The sequence below is a fragment of the Mesorhizobium hawassense genome (genome assembly GCF_003289945.1).
GTDB classification, from domain to species: domain Bacteria; phylum Pseudomonadota; class Alphaproteobacteria; order Rhizobiales; family Rhizobiaceae; genus Mesorhizobium; species Mesorhizobium hawassense.
This window is the reverse complement of the sequence record NZ_QMBP01000032.1, coordinates 1-16,933: the sequence shown is the minus strand read 5'-3', so window position 1 is coordinate 16,933 and position 16,933 is coordinate 1. Positions and strand designations below refer to the sequence as shown.

At 64.2% G+C, this 16,933-nt stretch carries 16 protein-coding genes and 1 pseudogene; 2 read left to right on the top strand and 15 right to left on the bottom strand.

Features of this window, described 5'->3' with window-relative positions:
• Positions 1-122: 122 nt before the first annotated feature.
• The 15 genes from lnt to DPM33_RS34015 form a co-directional block, all read right to left on the bottom strand.
• Positions 123-1,709 (bottom strand): apolipoprotein N-acyltransferase, encoded by a 1,587-nt coding sequence (lnt, locus tag DPM33_RS34085; protein WP_112101753.1) that lies wholly within the window; start codon positions 1,707-1,709, stop codon positions 123-125.
• A 97-nt stretch (positions 1,710-1,806) separates the two neighbouring features.
• The gene (locus DPM33_RS34080) at positions 1,807-2,277 is read right to left on the bottom strand and encodes a VOC family protein (protein ID WP_112101751.1); all 471 of its coding nucleotides are present in this window, start codon (positions 2,275-2,277) and stop codon (positions 1,807-1,809) included.
• A gap of 77 nt (positions 2,278-2,354) precedes the next feature.
• The gene (locus tag DPM33_RS34075; protein ID WP_112101796.1) at positions 2,355-3,431 is read right to left on the bottom strand and encodes a hemolysin family protein; all 1,077 of its coding nucleotides are present in this window, start codon (positions 3,429-3,431) and stop codon (positions 2,355-2,357) included.
• A gap of 27 nt (positions 3,432-3,458) precedes the next feature.
• Positions 3,459-3,956 carry an rRNA maturation RNase YbeY gene (gene ybeY / locus DPM33_RS34070; RefSeq protein ID WP_112101749.1) on the bottom strand — a complete coding sequence of 166 codons (498 nt, stop codon included), beginning with the start codon at positions 3,954-3,956 and terminating at the stop codon, positions 3,459-3,461.
• A gap of 11 nt (positions 3,957-3,967) precedes the next feature.
• The gene (locus tag DPM33_RS34065) at positions 3,968-4,960 is read right to left on the bottom strand and encodes a PhoH family protein (protein ID WP_245442649.1); all 993 of its coding nucleotides are present in this window, start codon (positions 4,958-4,960) and stop codon (positions 3,968-3,970) included.
• 136 nt (positions 4,961-5,096) lie between these two features.
• The gene (miaB, locus tag DPM33_RS34060; protein WP_112101745.1) at positions 5,097-6,506 is read right to left on the bottom strand and encodes a tRNA (N6-isopentenyl adenosine(37)-C2)-methylthiotransferase MiaB; all 1,410 of its coding nucleotides are present in this window, start codon (positions 6,504-6,506) and stop codon (positions 5,097-5,099) included.
• 156 nt (positions 6,507-6,662) lie between these two features.
• On the bottom strand, positions 6,663-7,463 hold the full coding sequence (gene olsA, locus DPM33_RS34055) for a lyso-ornithine lipid O-acyltransferase (protein ID WP_112101743.1): 801 nt from the start codon (positions 7,461-7,463) through the stop codon (positions 6,663-6,665).
• A 127-nt stretch (positions 7,464-7,590) separates the two neighbouring features.
• Positions 7,591-8,085, bottom strand: a complete 495-nt coding sequence (locus DPM33_RS34050; RefSeq protein WP_112101742.1) for a GNAT family N-acetyltransferase — start codon at positions 8,083-8,085, stop codon at positions 7,591-7,593.
• On the bottom strand, positions 8,085-8,840 hold the full coding sequence (tsaB, locus tag DPM33_RS34045; protein WP_112101741.1) for a tRNA (adenosine(37)-N6)-threonylcarbamoyltransferase complex dimerization subunit type 1 TsaB: 756 nt from the start codon (positions 8,838-8,840) through the stop codon (positions 8,085-8,087). The genes DPM33_RS34050 and tsaB overlap by 1 nt, the downstream gene beginning before the upstream one ends.
• 131 nt (positions 8,841-8,971) lie before the next feature.
• A complete protein-coding gene (locus DPM33_RS34040) occupies positions 8,972-10,087 on the bottom strand; it encodes a DUF1513 domain-containing protein (RefSeq protein ID WP_112101739.1) in 1,116 nt (371 codons plus the stop codon).
• Positions 10,088-10,090: 3 nt separating this feature from the next.
• On the bottom strand, positions 10,091-11,185 hold the full coding sequence (locus tag DPM33_RS34035) for an imelysin family protein (protein WP_245442647.1): 1,095 nt from the start codon (positions 11,183-11,185) through the stop codon (positions 10,091-10,093).
• Positions 11,185-12,786 (bottom strand): di-heme oxidoreductase family protein, encoded by a 1,602-nt coding sequence (locus DPM33_RS34030; protein WP_112101737.1) that lies wholly within the window; start codon positions 12,784-12,786, stop codon positions 11,185-11,187. Before DPM33_RS34030 ends, DPM33_RS34035 begins: the two co-directional genes overlap by 1 nt.
• A 12-nt stretch (positions 12,787-12,798) precedes the next feature.
• Positions 12,799-13,284, bottom strand: a complete 486-nt coding sequence (gene bfr / locus DPM33_RS34025; RefSeq protein ID WP_112101736.1) for a bacterioferritin — start codon at positions 13,282-13,284, stop codon at positions 12,799-12,801.
• Positions 13,250-13,561 (bottom strand): (2Fe-2S)-binding protein, encoded by a 312-nt coding sequence (locus DPM33_RS34020; protein WP_112101735.1) that lies wholly within the window; start codon positions 13,559-13,561, stop codon positions 13,250-13,252. The genes bfr and DPM33_RS34020 overlap by 35 nt, the downstream gene beginning before the upstream one ends.
• Positions 13,562-13,667: 106 nt before the next feature.
• Positions 13,668-14,957 carry an imelysin family protein gene (locus DPM33_RS34015; protein WP_112101792.1) on the bottom strand — a complete coding sequence of 430 codons (1,290 nt, stop codon included), beginning with the start codon at positions 14,955-14,957 and terminating at the stop codon, positions 13,668-13,670.
• 434 nt (positions 14,958-15,391) lie between these two features.
• On the opposite strand from DPM33_RS34015, the gene DPM33_RS34010 reads away from it, so the two are divergent.
• On the top strand, positions 15,392-16,639 hold the full coding sequence (locus DPM33_RS34010; RefSeq protein WP_112101734.1) for an NAD(P)/FAD-dependent oxidoreductase: 1,248 nt from the start codon (positions 15,392-15,394) through the stop codon (positions 16,637-16,639).
• Between the two features lie 72 nt (positions 16,640-16,711).
• Positions 16,712-16,933 (top strand): annotated as a pseudogene (locus tag DPM33_RS34005) (helix-turn-helix domain-containing protein); the annotation flags it as partial.

The window sequence follows — 16,933 nt, the reverse complement described above, 5'->3', positions numbered from 1 at the left end:
TTCCGGCTTTTTCTATTTTGTTCCGCCCAAATGAAGCCGGAGCCACCTGCCCCAACAGAACCCTCCAACCGACTTCGAGAAAATTTTAGGCGTTACAGTATGAGTTTCTAATGTGCCGACTGTCAATTCACCCGTAGCCGCTGCCTTACATTCAATGTGAGGGCCACCAGCGCAAACACCAACATGATCAGCAATCCGTTAATTCGCCGCTGATCGGGGGGCAGTAGGGCGCGCCCGGAAACCGGCACATGAGCATCGATGGCGCCGCGCGCGTTGACGGCAAGCGCATCGACGATGCGGCCGCGCGAATCGACCACGGCGGAGATGCCGTTGTTGGCCGCGCGCAACAGCGGCAAGCCATTTTCCACCGCACGGACCTGGGCCTGCCTGAAGTGCTGATACGGGCCTGGCGTGTCGCCGAACCAGGCGTCGTTGGTGACGTTCACAATTACGTCAGATGACGCCGAGTCGCCGGCCACGAGATCGGGGAAGATAACCTCGTAGCAGATGAACGGCGCGGCACGCAGGCCGCCCGGCACGCCGATCGGATGGCGCTCGTTGCCGGCGGCGAAATTCATCGGTCCGGCAACGAGCTGGCCGATGCCGAAACGTTCGAACAGGTCGGCGAAAGGCAGATACTCGCCAAAGGGCACCAGATGCACCTTGTCGACGGCGTCGACGATCTCGCCCTTGTCGTCGATCGCCACCACGGAATTGTAATAGCGGCTGCCGGCATTGGCCGATCCGCCCTCCTCGCGCACGACACCGGCAATCAGCATCTGGCCGTCGGAAAGCATGTCGCCCAGCGCCGTCAGCGCGTCAGGACGCTCGGTGAAGAGGAACGGCACCGAGGTTTCCGGCCACAGGATAAGCTGCGGTTTGGCGTGGCCCTCTTCCGGCGCTTTCCCCGATATCCCCAGCAAGGTTGCGAAGATGCGGTCGCGCACCGAGGCGTCCCATTTTTCGCTGAGATCGACCGCGGGCTGGACGATGCGGACATCGATCGAGCGGGTCGGCTTGACCGGGGTGGCGAGCCTGACATAGCCGAAGCCGACATGGGCGGCGACCAGGACGACGAATAGGGCAGCGCCCAGTCTCAGATGCCGCCGCGCCGCAACCAGCGCCGGCAGCGAAAACATGAAGACCGCGAGCGCGTTCATGCCGATCATGCCGGTCACCGATACGCTCTGCATCAGGAGCGGCACGGGCATCGCGGCGTAGCCGACGGCGTTCCAGGGAAAGCCGGTGAAGAGGAAGTCGCGCAGCCATTCGGCAAGGCCGAAACCGAAGGCGAGCGCCGCGATGCGGCCAATGTCGCTGCTCCAGAACAGCCGCGCCACCACGGTGGCAAGGCCATAGAAGAAGGCCAGCGCGAAGGGGATGCCGACAACGGCGAAGGGCAACGCCCAGGCGAAGTTGTCGGCCTCGACCAGCAATGCCTGGCCGATCCACCAGAGACCGGCGAGGAAATAGCCGAATCCGAACCACCAGCCGGTGGCGAAAGCCGGCCGCAGGCGCCTGAACCAACCATCGGATGCCTCGCCTGTGGCACCGTCGAGCAGCCAGACCAGGACCGGGAACGAAACGAAGCAGACGGCGAAGAAATCGTATGGTGCCTGGGCAAGCACCGCCAGCGCCCCGGCGGCAAACGCCACCAGCGCCCGCCGCCACCCCCACAGCAGAATTATCCGGCCGGCAAAGCGCTGCATCCAGCTTCCCAAGTCGCGCGAATCAGGGAGTTAGAGATTTAACAGGCCGCGCCGCACGATCCAAACCCAGATAAGCGCCGCCAGATACACGGTAGCGCTATCTGTGCCAACCTTCGATGCGCAGGCCGCTCAGTTGCTCGGCCTCGTCCTTCGGCACGACACGTACCGTCCGCGTGAATGTCCAGATATGGCCCTCGGGATCGCGGGCGCGATATTGCCGCTCGCCGTGGAAATGATCCGTGGGCTCTTCCAGAATCTCCGCGCCGGCCATGCGTGCCTGCTCGCAATGAGCGTCAAGGTCCTGTTGCAGACGGACATAGACGGCTTGCGTGTTCTTGCCGCCGATGGATGCCGGACTGGCGACATGGCCGGCCCATTCGGAATCGACTATGATGTAGCCGTCGCCGAAGCGCATCTCGGCATGAACGAGCCGGCCGTCGGCGTCGCTCACCAGCATGCTCGGCTCGAAGCCGAAAGCAGCCTGCAGCCAGGCCAGGGCCGTGCGCGGATCCTTATAGAAAACACCGGAACCCAGAACAGCGTGCTTGAACGGATCGTCGATCGGCATGCCGCTCCAAGTTTTTGTCTTTACGCAATTCCGGACGGAAAACCGCTAAGCACTTTTCCTGGAATTGCTCCGGGATATCAGGCCTGTTCGGTGCGGGCGGCGCGGCGGCGCTGCCGCTCGCCCTTCGGGCTCTGCACGATGCGCACGCGCTTGACGCGGCGCGGGTCGGCGTCGAGCACATGAAACTCGAAGCCGGGAATGGCCTGCACGACCTCGCCGCGGGCCGGGACGCGTCCGAGCGTGTTGAAGATCATGCCGCCGATGGTGTCGACATATTCGCCATGCTCGCCGGCGGTGAAATCCTCGCCGATCATCTTGGCGACCTCGTCGATCTCGGCCTTGCCGTCAACGACGAAGACGCCGTCGCCGGTCTGGGTGATCATCGGCTCGTCGTCGTCATGCTCGTCCTCGATGTCGCCGACCACCATCTCGACGATGTCTTCCAGCGAGGCGAGGCCGTCAGTGCCGCCATATTCGTCGATGACCAGCGCCATCTGCGTGCGCGTCGTCTGCATGCGGCCCATCAGGTCGGAGGCCAGCATCGAGGGCGGCACGAACAGCACCTCGCGGATCAGATTGAGATCGCCGATGGTGCGCGCGAGATCGACCTGCGCGAGGTCGAGCGCCGTCGTCACCGGCGTCTTCGCCCTGGCGCGGCCCTTCTTGACGCGGGCGACCTTGGTGATGTGGGCGAGCACGTCGCGGATGTGGACCATGCCCCGCGGGTCGTCGAGGGTCTCGGAATAGACCGGCATGCGCGAATGGCCGGACTGCTCGAAGAGGCCGAGCAGGTCGCCAAGCGTGGTGTTGATCTCGACCGCCTCGATATCGGCGCGCGGCACCATGACGTCCTCCACCCGCACTTCACGCAGACGCAGGATGTTGTTGAGCATGGCGCGTTCGCCGGGCGAGAAGGCACCGGCGTCGGTCGCCGTTTCGGCAAGCGCGCCGGCTATTTCCTCGCGCAGGCTGGTGCCGTTGCGGTGCCGGAACAGGCCGAGCACGCGGTCGAAGAGGGACGGACCGGCATGCGTCGGCTCCGCAGCCGCGCTGCCGGTCGGAATACTCGGACTCGAGCCCTCTTCCGTCTTTTCGGAAGGCTTGGCAGCACTGCCGGCGTCCGGACGGGCGGCAGTTTCTGGTGTGTCGTTCATCGCCATCGGGTCAATTGAGCTTTTTTGTTACGCGTAGGGATCGGGAATGGCAAGCCTCGCAAGCGCCGCGCGCTCGATCGCTTCCATCTCCTCGGCCTCGGCGTCGGTCTCGTGATCATGACCCAAGAGATGCAGCAGGCCATGGATGACGAGATGGGTGATATGGTTCGCCAACGGCTTGTCTTCCAGTGCGGCCTCGCGCGCCACGGTCTCGGAAGCCAGCACGATATCGCCCAGCATCGGCGGCAGCGGGCCGCCCTTCGGAAAGGAAAAAGCCGGGAAAGACAAGACGTTGGTGGGCTTGTCCTTGCCGCGCCATTCGGCGTTGAGCGTCCGGATATGGGCATCGTCGGAAAAGACGATGCTGAGCTCGGACGTACCGCTCACGCCGGTCTCGGCAAAGGCGGCGGCAACGGCGCGATCGACCAGGCGCGTCAGTTCGGCTTCCGCGGGCCAGTCACCGGCCTCGACGAAAATATCGGCATCGACCGGGATACCGGCAGAGGATTTGGCGTCTTCAGCCATGTAGCGTTTAGTCAGCTTTCGGTGCCGAGGCCCCGCGCCAGCTTGCCGTCGCGGTCATAGGCTTTGACGATCTCGGCGACCAGCGGGTGGCGCACCACGTCGCCCTCGTTGAAGCGGACGGTGACGATGCCGGGGACACCGTCGAGGACGCGCAACGCCTCGACAAGTCCCGACTTGGTGTTGGGCGGCAGGTCGATCTGGGTCGGATCGCCGGTGACGATCATGCGCGAGTTCTCGCCGAGACGGGTCAGGAACATCTTCATCTGCATCGGCGTGGTGTTTTGCGCCTCGTCGAGGATCACCGCCGCGTGGGCCAGCGTGCGGCCGCGCATGAAGGCCAGCGGCGCGATCTCGATCACTTCGGCGGCGATCGCCCGCTCGACCTTGTCGGCCGGCATCATGTCGTAGAGCGCGTCGTAGAGGGGTCGCAGATAGGGATCGACCTTCTCCTTCATGTCGCCTGGCAGGAAGCCCAGCCGCTCGCCGGCCTCGACGGCCGGGCGCGACAGGATGATGCGCTCGACCATGCCGCGCTCCAGGAGCATCGCGGCATGCGCAACCGCCAGATAGGTCTTGCCGGTGCCGGCGGGGCCGATGCCGAACACCATTTCGGAGCGCTCCAGCGCCCGCATATAGGCGTCCTGGTTGAGCGAACGGGCATAGATCGTCTTCTTGCGCGTCGCGATCTGAGCAGCCGAGACCTTGCCCTTGCGCTCCATCGTCGGCAGCGTCAGCTGGTCGTCGGCGGCAATCGCCATGCGCACGGCGCCGTCGACGTCCGACTGGCCGATGTCGACGCCCTTCTGCAGGATGCCGTAGAGCGTATCCAGCGCGCGGCGCGCCTGTTCGGCGGCCGCCGCCGAGCCCTTGATCGTAAGCTGGTTGCCACGCGAGCGGATGTCGACGCCGAGCTTCTGCTCGAGCCGGGCCAAATTCTCGTCGAACTGACCGTAGAGGGCGCTGGCAAGCTTGTTGTTGTCGAAGGTCAGTACGATGTGCGCCATGTCGGAAGCCCCGGACGCCTGGTTCTGGGGCGGATTCTTCAGTTCAACAGCGCTCAACCGTCTCTCCTCATCTGCCGAGGCTCGTGGCTATGCATGTCGTTGTCCCAAACCGCGGGCACTTTTCCAGCGACATGCATCAGGCCAACTCGGCGAACAGGCTGTTGAAGCCCGTCCTCGTGATTCGCACATCAATAATGTCACCGATTCCGCCGGCCTTGTCGTCAACAATAACCGGCTGCAGCCAGGGCGAACGGCCGACTTTCTGGCCGGCCTGCCGACCAGGCTTCTCGATCAGCGTGCCGATGGTCCTGCCGACGAGACTCAAGCCGAAATCCTGCTGCTGCTCGAGAAGCAGCGCCTGCAGACGCTGTAGCCGCTCGTCCTTCACCGGTTGCGGGACATGGCCGTCCATTTCGGCGCCCGGCGTGCCCGGGCGAGGCGAATATTTGAACGAGAAGGCCGAGGCATAGTTCACCTCGCGCACCAGCTTCAGCGTCGCATCGAAATCCTCGTCCGTCTCGCCGGGGAAGCCGACGATGAAGTCGCCGGACATGGCGATGTCGGAGCGGGCGGCGCGGATGCGCTCGATCAGCGCCAGATAGTCGCGCGCCGTATGGCGGCGGTTCATCGCCTTCAAGATCCGGTCGGAGCCGGACTGCACCGGCAGGTGCAGATAGGGCATCAGCGCCGGCAGATCGCGGTGCGCGGCGATCAATTCGTCGTCCATGTCGCGCGGGTGGCTGGTGGTGTAGCGCAGCCGCGCCAAGCCGGGGATTTCCGCCAGACGGAACAGCAGGCGCCCGAGCCCCCATTCCTCGCCGTTCTCGCCGGCACCGTGCCAGGCGTTGACGTTCTGGCCGAGCAGCGTCACCTCGCGCACGCCGGCTTCGGCCAGGCGCTCGGCCTCGGCGACGATCTGCGCCACCGGCCGCGAGACCTCGGAGCCGCGCGTATAGGGCACGACGCAGAAGGTGCAGAACTTGTCACAGCCTTCCTGCACCGTCAGGAAGGCTGTGACGCCGCGCCGGGCAAGCTCGGCGCGCTTTGGCTGGGGCAGATGCTCGAACTTGTCCTCGACGGCATATTCGGTCTCGACGATCTTCTCGCCGCCCCGCACCCTTGCCAGCACATCGGGCAGCCGGTGATAGGTCTGCGGGCCGATGACCAGATCGACGGCGGGCGAGCGCCTGATGATCTCGGCGCCTTCGGCCTGCGCCACGCAGCCGGCAACGCCGATCAGCAGCTCACGGCCTTTCTCGGCGCGTTCGGCCTTCATGTCGCGGATGCGGCCGAGCTCGGAATAGACCTTTTCGGCCGCCTTTTCGCGGATATGACAGGTGTTGAGCAGCACCAGATCGGCGTCTTCGACGGTGTCGGTGGCGACATAGCCGTCAGCGGCCAGCGCATCGGTCATGCGCTGGGAATCATAGACGTTCATCTGGCAGCCATAGGTCTTGACGAAGACCTTTTTCGCCGTCCGGTCAGTGCTGGCCGAGCGCTCGGCGGCAGCGCCGATGTCGTGGCTTTCGATCGTGTTCAATTCCATCGGGCGGCTTCTAGCGCCTTTCCGTGACAAAAAACAGGCGATTCTGCCCGAAGCGCGTTGTGCTGCATGGACTGAGCAGAACCCGCTTCAGGCCTTTTCCTTTTGTACATGTCGATATCCCAAAACCGTCACACACTTTTGGGCGACATGCATTGATCACCGGCTCTTGGCCGGGTCCGCGAGGATGGCCTGCATCATCTCGCGCACCCTGGCTTCCATCAGTCTTGCCGTTTCCTTGCGGTTCGAGCCCTTGGAGAACGGCACGGGCTCGCCAAAATGCACCTCGGCTTCGATCGCACCTTCGGCAAGCAGCGTTTTCAGATGCGGCATCAAATCCTGGTCGCCGATCCAGGCGGTGAGCGGCCGATGGCGGCGGCCCATCGGCATGCCGTGCAGGCGCGTGTAGGCGATTGCCACCGGCTGGATGAAAACCTGTTCCGCGGCGCCTTCCGAAATCGCCATCGACGCCGCGCCGAACAGTGTGCTCTTGAACGGCAGCACGAGGTTGCCGTCGCCGGTCGAGCCTTCGGCGAACAGCACCATGGCGTCGCCTTTTGCCATCCTTTTGGCGATCTCGCTTGCCTGGTCGCCGGAGGTGCGCTTGCGCTCGCGCTCGATGAAGACGGTGCGCTGCAGTTTGGACAGCATGCCGATCAGCGGCCAGCCTTCCATGTCGGCCCTGGCGATGAACTTCACATCGACGAAGGAGCCGAGCACCATGATGTCGGTCCAGGAAATGTGGTTGGCCGCAACCAGCAGCGGCCGATCCCTGGCCAGCGCGCCTTTCACATGCACCCGCATGCCGAGCGCCCGCAGGATCATGCTGTGCCAGATTTTCAGGATCAACGTTTCGGGCCACAGCCCTGTCTTCATCGATAGTATCTGCAGCGGCACCAGAACCAGGGAACAGACGACGACATAGCCGAGCGCCAGGAAAATCCGTAATTTCTTGATCATTCGCTCCGGCCCCAACATTACAGCGCCGCGCGCCTTAGCGCGCGCAAAGGACGCCGTAACACTCCCACTTGGCGCATGATCCTTTCCGAAAATCGGAGCCGATTTTCGGGGTCATGCGCGACTGTGGCTAGCGAAGATCGCGGCGCATGACAAGCGCGCCGGTCGGACCGTGCTCGGTCGAGCGATAATAGTTCGGCCGATGACCGACCTGGCGAAAGCCGAGCCTGCGATAGAGTCCGATCGCCGGCGCATTGGTCTCATCGACCTCGAGGAAGAGCGCTTCGGCGCGCTGCGCGTGCAGTTCGCGCAGCACCGCGTCCATCAATTGCCAGCCAAGGCCCTGGCGGCGATGCGTGCGGGCGACGGCCACGGTCAGGATTTCGCCCTCGCCGGCCGCGAGCCGCGCCAGCACGAAGCCGACCGGCGGCTTGGCGCCCTGGCCGGTCTCACGGGCCGCATAGCCGAACACCGTGTCCTGCTCGAGCAATGCGGCGAACTCGCCGTCGGTCCAGGGCCGGACGAAATCCTCGCGGTGCAGCATCGAAACGGCGGCGCTGTCGGCGACCGTCAGCGGTTCCAGCGCGTAGTCCCTGCGGCGCGGCTGAAAGAACGGGATGCGCATCAGGAGTCTTTTCCCTTTGGACCATGATCTTTCCCAAAAACCGGGTTCCACTTTTTGGGATCATGGTGTCCTTTTGGACCATCGCCCTGCCTTGGGAGAATGAATCCCGCCTGCGGCTTGGCGTCGGCGCCGCGCAGATAGAGCGGTTTCGGCTTTTCGCCCGGCCCCTTGGCCGAGGCCAGCCTGGCGTAGCTTGCAATGTCGGCGGTGGCGGCAACCGGACCGATGTCGAAGGCACGCCCTGCGGCCCTGGCAATTTGCGGCGCGGCCGTCCCGACTAGGACCGCTTCGGCATCGATGGCCTTGGTCACTGCCTCGGAAAGCTTGGTTACCGATGGTTCGTAAGTTTCGACTAACGCTTCGTCATAGAGCGCCGCATGGATTTCCTCGCGGCCGGCGTCGAGCGCCGCAAGCACCGCGCGCCCGGGAAAAGCGCTCGCCCCCTGGGCAGCCAGGGCTTCCAGTGTCGTCACGCCGATCGCCGGGATTTTCAGCGCCAGCGCCAAGCCGCGCGCGGTAGACACGCCGACGCGCAGGCCGGTGAAGGAGCCGGGTCCGATCGAGACGGCGACGGCGTCGAGGTCCGGATAGCCGATGCCGCCGGCTTGCAGGGCCGTCTCGATGACGGCCATCAGATGCTCGGCATGCCCCTTGCCGAGATCGCGCACCTCGCGGCCAAGCTCCGCTCCCGTGCCCGCATCATAGACGCAGGCGGCGCACAGGTTGGCGGCGCAGTCGATGGCGAGCATCTTCATACGGGCAGCTTCATAGGCCGGTTAACGAACTGGATCGAAACACAATTCCCTCTGCCCGGCATAGTCCGCCACCGCAAGGGCCAGGGCGGAGAAATGTTAAGCGGCTTTGCTTCCACGCCGAGACCCGTTTGTCAGGCCGATGCCGCGATGCGCAGCATGTGGTTGTCCCAGACATAGTCCGGCTCGGATCGGGTGGCGCCGGCGCCGCCGACGATCTCGCCGGCGCCGGTCGTTGCCATGAAGCCGGCGCCGTCCGGCGCGAGGCCGCAGACCTCGACCAGCGATCTGGTCGCGACCACGCGCCCGCTGGCAGCGTCGATGACGGCCAGCGAATTGCCTTCCGGCGAGGTGACCGCGACCGTGCCTGTCGCGGCATTGGCGGCGACCGAGCCGATATAGTTGCGGAAGCCGGACAGCACGTCCAGCGGCATCTCCAGCAGCTCGAGTTCCTTTCCGCGCGCGGCACGGCCGACCAGCGCCGGGCGGTCGGTCGCAGGTCCGCGATACTGGCAGCCAAACCAGACGGTGCCCGCTTGATCGCGATCCATGTGGCGGATCGACAACTGATGCAGCGCCGGCGGCAATTCGTGCTTTTCGACGAGGTCGCCGGTGATGCGGTCGACCAGCGTGTAGGAGGGCTTCATCGTCGCGATGTTGAGTTCGGCGCGACCATAGTCGGGATGGGTTTCGATGCCGCCATTGGCGATGGCCAACGTGCGGCCATCGCCGAGCAAAAGCAGCTCGTGCGGCCCCATGCCGTAAGTCGGGAATTCGCCGATGCGGCTGAATTTCGCCCGCGCGTCATAGATGCCGACGACGCCGGCGGCGTTGTCGAAATCGTTCTCGGTCGCATAGAGCATGGCGCCGTCGGACGAAAACACGCCATGGCCGAAGAAATGCCGGCCGGCGATGCTGGCGATGGTCAAAGGCTTGTCGCGACGGGCATGGTCGAAGACGACGGCGAAAGTGCCGGGCTGGCGGGCGAAGACGACCGAACGTTTCGACACCGGATCGAACGTGACGTCGTGGCCGCGATCGGGCAGATCGACCGCGTGCAGGATTTTTCCCGCTTCGGAGAGCACGGCGGCGCCGAACCCGCCGTCGCGTTTGACGAAAGCCGTGGCAAACACCGCATCCGTGGCAAGCGTTTCGGCCCAGGCGCGCGGCGCCAAGGCGGCGGCAAAGCCGGCGCCAGCGGCCCGCAGAAAATCGCGGCGATCGATGAGTGGTGTGCCTGACCAGGCCATCGATCAGTCTCCATCCAGCGACGAGAAGCCGGCGGTCAGGCCGAACTCGGCGGTCATTCTGGTGCCGATCAAGGTCGACAGGCTCGACGTTATCAACGCGAAGTGCTCGAGCTTGTCGCGCAGCGCCGGATCGGCGAGCGCCTTGTCGATCGGACCACTGACGGATTTCGCCGTCGCCTCGCCATTGGCGAGCTGGATGTGGATGGACTCGGCCATCCATTGCGCATCGGCCGGCAGTGCATCGCCGAGCTTCGACGCCAGGAACAGCTGGTCGACACCCGACAGATTTCCGGCCAGCGACGTCGTCGTGTTCCGCGAACGCCAGTAGATCGCCTGTTTCGGCTTGTCGGCATCGGGCCTGGCGCCGAGAAAGCCCTTGAGCCGTACGTCGCGGATCATGTCCAGCTCGTTGATGAAGACGCCGACCAACTCCGTCACCGCTTCGTTGCCGTCACGGTAGAGCGGGTTTTTCGGCCCCGGATTAGCCCAGAGCGAGGCAAAGCCGTCGGACTTTTGCCAGGCATCTCGCACCTCGCCCGCGATCGTTTCGATGTTGCCGGAGACCGCCGCGCCATAAGCACAGCGATATGGTTCGTCCTTTCCGGCAAGCGTTTCGGCGCCGTCGCCGTAAAGCACATATTCGAGCGCGCCGAGGCCCTGCATGGCGACGCTCTTTTGCGCCAGTTGCGCCGGATCGGTGGCTGACGGGTCCTTCGCGGCCAGCGTCGACTGCACCTGACGCAGGCCGATACTCTTGCGGTCCGGCCAATAGAGCATACGCTCCAGCCGGTTGTTTTCCTTGATCGGCCCGAAGGCAATGATCTCGGCCACCGACCAAGCCTCCACCGTCCCGGAAAACGCGGAGCGCGCCGCCTCGAGATGTTCCCCGGACGGCGCTTCGCAAAGATGGTGCATCGCCTTGCTCAGCCCCACCGCATGCTCGTCAAGGCTGGCATAGGCCGGGCGGACGAAACCGTCGATCGCGCGGCCGATGACATCGGAAGCCTTGACCGCGGCCGATGCCGGCAGCACGGCGGCCAGAAGCAGCGGAAGAACGAGGGCCAGGCGTTTCGACATCAGAGCGACGCGTTTTAACATCAGAGGGACTCCAGGAATTTGATCAGCGCGTCACGATCGGCCGCTGCGGCGCCGGCAAAGCGGTCGCGCGCCTTTTCGCCCTCGCCGCCATGCCACAGGACCGCCTCGGCAAGTGTGCGGGCGCGGCCGTCGTGCAGATAAAAGGCATTGCCGTTGACCGTCGCTGTGAGCCCGATGCCCCAGAGCGGCGGCGTGCGCCATTCGCTGCCGCTTGCTTCGCCGACCCGCTGGCCGTCGGCAAGGCCCTCACCCATGTCGTGCAGCAGGAAATCGGAATAGGGCCAGATCAGCTGGAAGGCCTGCGCCTTGTTGGGCGTACCGCGCATGGTGACGAATTTCGGCGTGTGGCAGGAAATGCAGCCCATTTGGTAGAATTGCTTCTTGCCGGCAAGTACCTGCTGCGTGCCGATGTCGCGCCGCGCCGGCACGGCGAGGTTCTGCGAATAGAAGGTTACGAGGTCCACCACCGGCGGCGGCGCCTCGGCGGTGCCGAGACGCTGCTGCACGCCGTTCGGCATGGCCAGGCAATCCTTCTCGGCCTCCGTGCAATCGCCCCAATGCTTCGGCATTTCCGGCGTCGAGATGCCGATATCGCCGGCAAAGGCGTCGACCGCCTGCTGGCGGATCGACGCGGTCTGCGCCTTCCAGCCGAAGCGGCCTAAAGTGATCTTGCCGCTCAACGCATCGCGAACGATGTTCGGCCTGCCCGAAATGCCATCGCCGTCGCGATCGTCCGGATCGGCACGGGCGAGGATATCGACGGGCGCGATCTGCTCGATCAGGCCAAGTCCGATCATCGGCGGCGTCAGGCGCGGCGACAACGTGGTGCGCGGATCGAGCGGACCATAGCCGAGATTTTCGACGGAATAGCTTGGCTTGCGCAATGCAACGACGGTGCCGTCGCCGAGCGTCACTTTTTCCTCAGTATAGACCACGCGCACGCGGCCTTCGCCCTTGAGGCCGGGAACCGCCAGATCCTGCAATTGCGCGCCATAGACCGGATCGGGGAAGCTCAGCAGCTTGTGGTCGGCAAGCGCTGCCCTTTCCTCGGCGCTGCTCGCGTCGCGCGCCAACCTCAGGAACATCGACGTCGATCCGGCGTCCCCTTCCGGCGGACGCCCGCGGCCGTCCTTCAAGTGACAATTCTGGCAGGCGCGCTCGTTGAACAGCGGCCCGAGCCCGTCCGAAGCCTGTGTCGAGGACGGCGACGAGACCCAGTTCTTGCGGAACAGCGCATTGCCGAGCTTGAAGGTACCCTCTTCCTCGAAGGTGATGTTGGCGGAGGATTGCGAGAATGCGTCGCGGTCGACGTCCTTGCGCGACGTGCCGGCGCCGCCCTGCATCAGTTCGAACGGCTCGGGCTTGGTAAAGTCGCTCGTTGGCCTTGTGACCGCCAGGACCCGCGCCTGATCCTGCGGCGTCAGGTCGGTTCGGCTCGTCGGCGGAGCGGCTGGCCCACCGGCAAAGGCGGATGTGGAAAGCGTGACCGCCAGCAAAAGCAAAGCCCGGCGATCCATCCGGTATCGCGGCGTCTTCCGGAGCGACAGGCCGTGAATTGCGGCCCGCCATGCGCGGCGCGAAAAATCTACGGGGCGCCGCATTCCCGCATGTCCTTACTCCGCCTCGTTGGCCGGATCGGCGTTGAGCTGGCCGTACTTTTCCTCGCCGATCGAGGCAAGCAGGTCGAGCTGCGTTTCCAGGAAGTCGATATGGCCTTCCTCGTCGGTCAAGAGGTCCTCGAACAGCTTCATCGAGACGAAATCGCCTTCGTCGTGGCAGATCTCGCGCGAGCGCTTGTAGGCGGTGCGCGCGTCATATTCGCCGGCTAGATCGGATTCGAGCACTTCCTTGACGTTCTGGCCGATGCGCAACGGCGCGACGGACTGCAGGTTCGGGTGACCTTCGAGGAAGATGATGCGTGCGATCAGCCGGTCGGCGTGATGCATTTCCTCGATCGATTCCGCGCGCTCCTTCTTCGCCAGCTTGGTGTAGCCCCAGTCCTCAAGCAGACGGTAATGCACCCAGTACTGGTTGACGGCCCCAAGCTCCAGAAACAGAGCTTCGTTAAGCCGCTCGATGATCTGCGGTTCGCCTTTCATGGGTTCTGCTCCCGTATTGGCCGCGCAAGCCTCGCACGCGATCCAGGTGTGAAACGATATTCACGTCCCCCACCTCTGAGCGGGCGTGGTAGTTCTCGGTGACCCGAATGATCGTTTCCACCACATTTGGGAAACAGCCGCAACAGCGGCCCCGCTTGCGCATCGCGTGATAGACCTTCGCGGGCACGATCAGCTGCCACGGATCCTCATCCAGCAGGCCGACGATCGTCTGCTCGATCTCCTTTTCGGTGATGATGTTGCAATGGCAGATCAGCATCTACTTGCTCTGGCTGACGGCGCCGGTCCGGCGCAGTTTGGCTGGTTCCCAATCAGGCATGATCTTGTCCAAAAGCCGGCGTCGCCTGTTCAGACCGTACCTGTCTCTACTTGAACACCTTGTCGGGAGCGTCGAGGCTGTCGGAGCCTTCAAAGGCGATCTGGTTCAGCTTGAGCGAGCCGACGGCGCGTTCGATCGACTTGGTCTGGTCGATCAGCGCGTCGATCGCCGCCTGCACGGTGGCGTTGCCCTCGGTGTTGCCTTCGGCGATCTGCTGGTCGTAGGCCTCACCGGCCAGCGCGCGCGCCTTGATGGCCTCCATCTTGGCGACGCTGGTGTCGAGCTTGCCCGACAGTTCCCTGTCGATCGCCGGATCGGCGGCCTTGACCATGTCGGACACCGACGGCCCCGAAACCACGGAGCCGTCGAGCCGCTCGTAGCTGGCATGATAAGCATCGCGGATGCCGACGGCGTCATAGAGATGCGAGTTATAGGTGTTGTCCGAGAAACAGTCTTGCTCCTCCTCGGGATCGTGCAGCAAGAGGCCGAGCTTCATGCGCTCGCCGGCGAGTTCGCCATAGGAAAGCGAACCCATGCCGGTGAAGATAGTGGAGATGCCGGCATTCTCGTCACCGTCGATGAGGTTCTTGCGCGCGGCGCCGTCTCCCTTCCAATCGTCGACCATCTCCCGCAGGTCGGACACCAGGAGGTCGCTTGCCGACTTCAGATATTCGGCGCGACGGTCGCAATTGCCGCCGGTGCAGTTCTTGAGATCGTAGTCGGTATAGGGCCGTTCGCCGGCGCCCGGGCCGGTGCCGTGCAGATCCTGACCCCAAAGCAGGAATTCGATGGCGTGATAGCCGGTCGCGACATTGGCTTCGACGCCGCCGGCGCCCTGCAGCGTGCCGGAGAGGAATTCCGGCGTCAGCTTCGAGGCGTCGACCTTCTTGCCGTTGATCTCGATTTCCTTGTTGGCGATGACGTTGGCCGTATAGAGCGCGTTCTCGTCGGACTCGGTGCCATAGCTCTTGGCGACATAGTCGATCAGGCCCTCATCCAGCGGCCAGGAATTCACCTTGCCTTCCCAGTCGTCGACGATCTTGTTGCCGAAGCGATAGACCTCGGTCTGCTGATAAGGGATGCGCGCCGCCTTCCAGGCTTCGCGGGCGGCGTTCAACGTGTCGGCCGAGGGGCTGGCGATGAGCGCGTCGACCGCCTTGTCCAGCGCCTGCGCGGTGGTCAGCGAATCCTCATATTTGGCCAAAGCGATGTCGGCATAGGTCTTGATCACCGCTTTCGCGTCGGTCTCGGCTTTCGCCGGCAACACGAACACCGCCGCCGTCAACGCAGCCGTGGCGCAGATCGCAGCCAGCCTGCCGCCATTACGTGCAGTCATCATCTTTCTCCAGTTCTTAGGAAATTCGAGAAAAGGCGCGTGTGTCCACTGGCGCCGAGGCATGAGCATGCCGGAAAAAATGGTGGCCGCGCCGATGCGCGGTTCGCGATAAAAAGACACTCACTTGCCTCCAATCGAAAGGGTTCAAGGCCCAGACATCAAAGGGGATGCGCTTTGCGCGCAGCTCTCCATAAAGCGATGAAGAGACCGGGAGTCAACTGGTCTGACGGAGAAAAATCAATCGAAACAACACTTTAGAATTATTCTAAACTATAAATATCAACTTTAAGATCTGGTATCGGCAGGAAAGTCCGCTGATGGCTCGATTGACAGACAGCCGTTCTGGGTGCGACCCGATCCGCGGCTCTTGCGGCGGCGGCAGACAATCGCCACTTGGCGCAAGAGCCTAGATTTCAAGACGAAAAAGGATTGCGATGACGAACGGGGTTGTGATTGTCGGTGCGGGCCATGCCGGCGTGCAGGCAGCCGCCAGCCTGCGCGAAGAAGGCTATGAGGGACCCGTCGTACTGATCGGCGACGAGGAGGAACTGCCCTATCACAAGCCGCCGCTGTCCAAGACTTTCATCAAGGACCCCGAGGCCAAGCCGCAGCCCCTGCGCGGCGAGGCCTTCTACACCGGCAACGCCATCGACTATCGGCCGGGCGTGCGAATCGCAAGCATCGATGCTCGCGCGGGCCAGTTGAATGTCACAGGCAGTGGAACGCTCGGCTTCGACCGGCTGATCCTCGCGACCGGATCGCGGCCGCGCCTGCTCAAGCTCGACGGCGGCGGCCTCGCCGGCGTGGTCTCGCTGCGTTCATTGGCCGATGCGCGAGTGATCCGCGAGCTCAGCGCTGAAACCGAGGACGTGGTCATTCTCGGCGGCGGCTTCATCGGCCTGGAGATCGCGGCGACGCTAAAGGCCGCCGGCCGCAACGTCACCGTCGTCGAGGCCGTAGACCGGCTGCTCGGCCGCGCCGTGGCGCCGGTCATCGCCGCGCATGTGCGCCAGCGGCTGGAAGCGATCGGCGTGCGCATCCTCACCGGAACCACCGTCGCCCGTCTCGACGGCGAAGGCGGCCGTGTCTCGGCTGCCATCACCTCGGGCGGCGAGCGCCTGCCGGCGCAGATGGTCATCATCGGCATCGGCGTGGTGCCCAATGTCGAACTGGCGGAAGCCGCCGGCCTGGCTATCGGCAACGGCATCCGTGTCGACCAGCATATGCAGAGCTCGATCCCCGAAATCCTGGCCATCGGCGACGCGGCTTCCTACCGGCACTGGTTCACCGGCGGCGACGTGCGGCTGGAATCGGTGCAAAACGCCACCGACCAGGCGCGGCTCGCCGCGCGCACCGTCCTTGGGCACGCCGAACCATTCTCCGCGGTGCCGTGGTTCTGGTCGGATATCGGCGACATGAAGCTGCAGATGGTGGGGCTGACGCAAGGCGGCGACCACCATGTCGTGCTGGGCGATCTCGCCGACAACAAGTTCTCGATCTACCACTATGCCGGCAACCGGCTGCTCGGCATCGAGTCCGTCAACAGGCCGGCCGACCACATGCTTGGCCGCAAGATGCTCGGCGCCGGCTTCTCGCCGTCCCCACAAACGGTGGCAGGCGGGCCGGATGCGCTGAAGGCGGCGCTGGCGGCCTTCAGCGAGCCGGCAAGAGCCACAGGCTAGAGCGTTTCACCGCTTGATTGAATCGGAAGGGATTCCCGCTCGGTTGGATTTGTGATTCAAGATGCTGGCTGGATTGGAGGCCAGCATCAGATGGTTCGACCTCTTTCCGACGATCTGCGCGAGCGGGTTGTGGCGGCTGTTTTGAGCGGCGAGAGCCGCCGGTCAGCTGCCAAGCGGTTCGGTATTGCGAATTCAACGGCGGTGAAGTTATTGCAGCGCCATCAGGCGACCGGCTCGATAGCGCCTGGCAAGATGGGTGGACATCGCAAGAGGGTGCTGGAGCCGCACCGTGCC

What these genes read in the sequence shown, in the direction of transcription:
- DPM33_RS34015 (WP_112101792.1), bottom strand. Translation starts at nt 14,957, where the DNA reads ATGACTGCACGTAATGGCGGCAGGCTGGCTGCGATCTGCGCCACGGCT.
- ybeY (WP_112101749.1), bottom strand. Translation starts at nt 3,956, where the DNA reads ATGGCTGAAGACGCCAAATCCTCTGCCGGTATCCCGGTCGATGCCGAT.
- tsaB (WP_112101741.1), bottom strand. Translation starts at nt 8,840, where the DNA reads ATGAAGATGCTCGCCATCGACTGCGCCGCCAACCTGTGCGCCGCCTGC.
- DPM33_RS34080 (WP_112101751.1), bottom strand. Translation starts at nt 2,277, where the DNA reads ATGCCGATCGACGATCCGTTCAAGCACGCTGTTCTGGGTTCCGGTGTT.
- lnt (WP_112101753.1), bottom strand. Translation starts at nt 1,709, where the DNA reads ATGCAGCGCTTTGCCGGCCGGATAATTCTGCTGTGGGGGTGGCGGCGG.
- DPM33_RS34020 (WP_112101735.1), bottom strand. Translation starts at nt 13,561, where the DNA reads ATGCTGATCTGCCATTGCAACATCATCACCGAAAAGGAGATCGAGCAG.
- DPM33_RS34075 (WP_112101796.1), bottom strand. Translation starts at nt 3,431, where the DNA reads ATGAACGACACACCAGAAACTGCCGCCCGTCCGGACGCCGGCAGTGCT.
- DPM33_RS34040 (WP_112101739.1), bottom strand. Translation starts at nt 10,087, where the DNA reads ATGGCCTGGTCAGGCACACCACTCATCGATCGCCGCGATTTTCTGCGG.
- DPM33_RS34065 (WP_245442649.1), bottom strand. Translation starts at nt 4,960, where the DNA reads ATGGCGCACATCGTACTGACCTTCGACAACAACAAGCTTGCCAGCGCC.
- bfr (WP_112101736.1), bottom strand. Translation starts at nt 13,284, where the DNA reads ATGAAAGGCGAACCGCAGATCATCGAGCGGCTTAACGAAGCTCTGTTT.
- DPM33_RS34050 (WP_112101742.1), bottom strand. Translation starts at nt 8,085, where the DNA reads ATGCGCATCCCGTTCTTTCAGCCGCGCCGCAGGGACTACGCGCTGGAA.
- DPM33_RS34010 (WP_112101734.1), top strand. Translation starts at nt 15,392, where the DNA reads ATGACGAACGGGGTTGTGATTGTCGGTGCGGGCCATGCCGGCGTGCAG.
- DPM33_RS34030 (WP_112101737.1), bottom strand. Translation starts at nt 12,786, where the DNA reads ATGCGGCGCCCCGTAGATTTTTCGCGCCGCGCATGGCGGGCCGCAATT.
- miaB (WP_112101745.1), bottom strand. Translation starts at nt 6,506, where the DNA reads ATGGAATTGAACACGATCGAAAGCCACGACATCGGCGCTGCCGCCGAG.
- DPM33_RS34035 (WP_245442647.1), bottom strand. Translation starts at nt 11,185, where the DNA reads ATGTTAAAACGCGTCGCTCTGATGTCGAAACGCCTGGCCCTCGTTCTT.
- olsA (WP_112101743.1), bottom strand. Translation starts at nt 7,463, where the DNA reads ATGATCAAGAAATTACGGATTTTCCTGGCGCTCGGCTATGTCGTCGTC.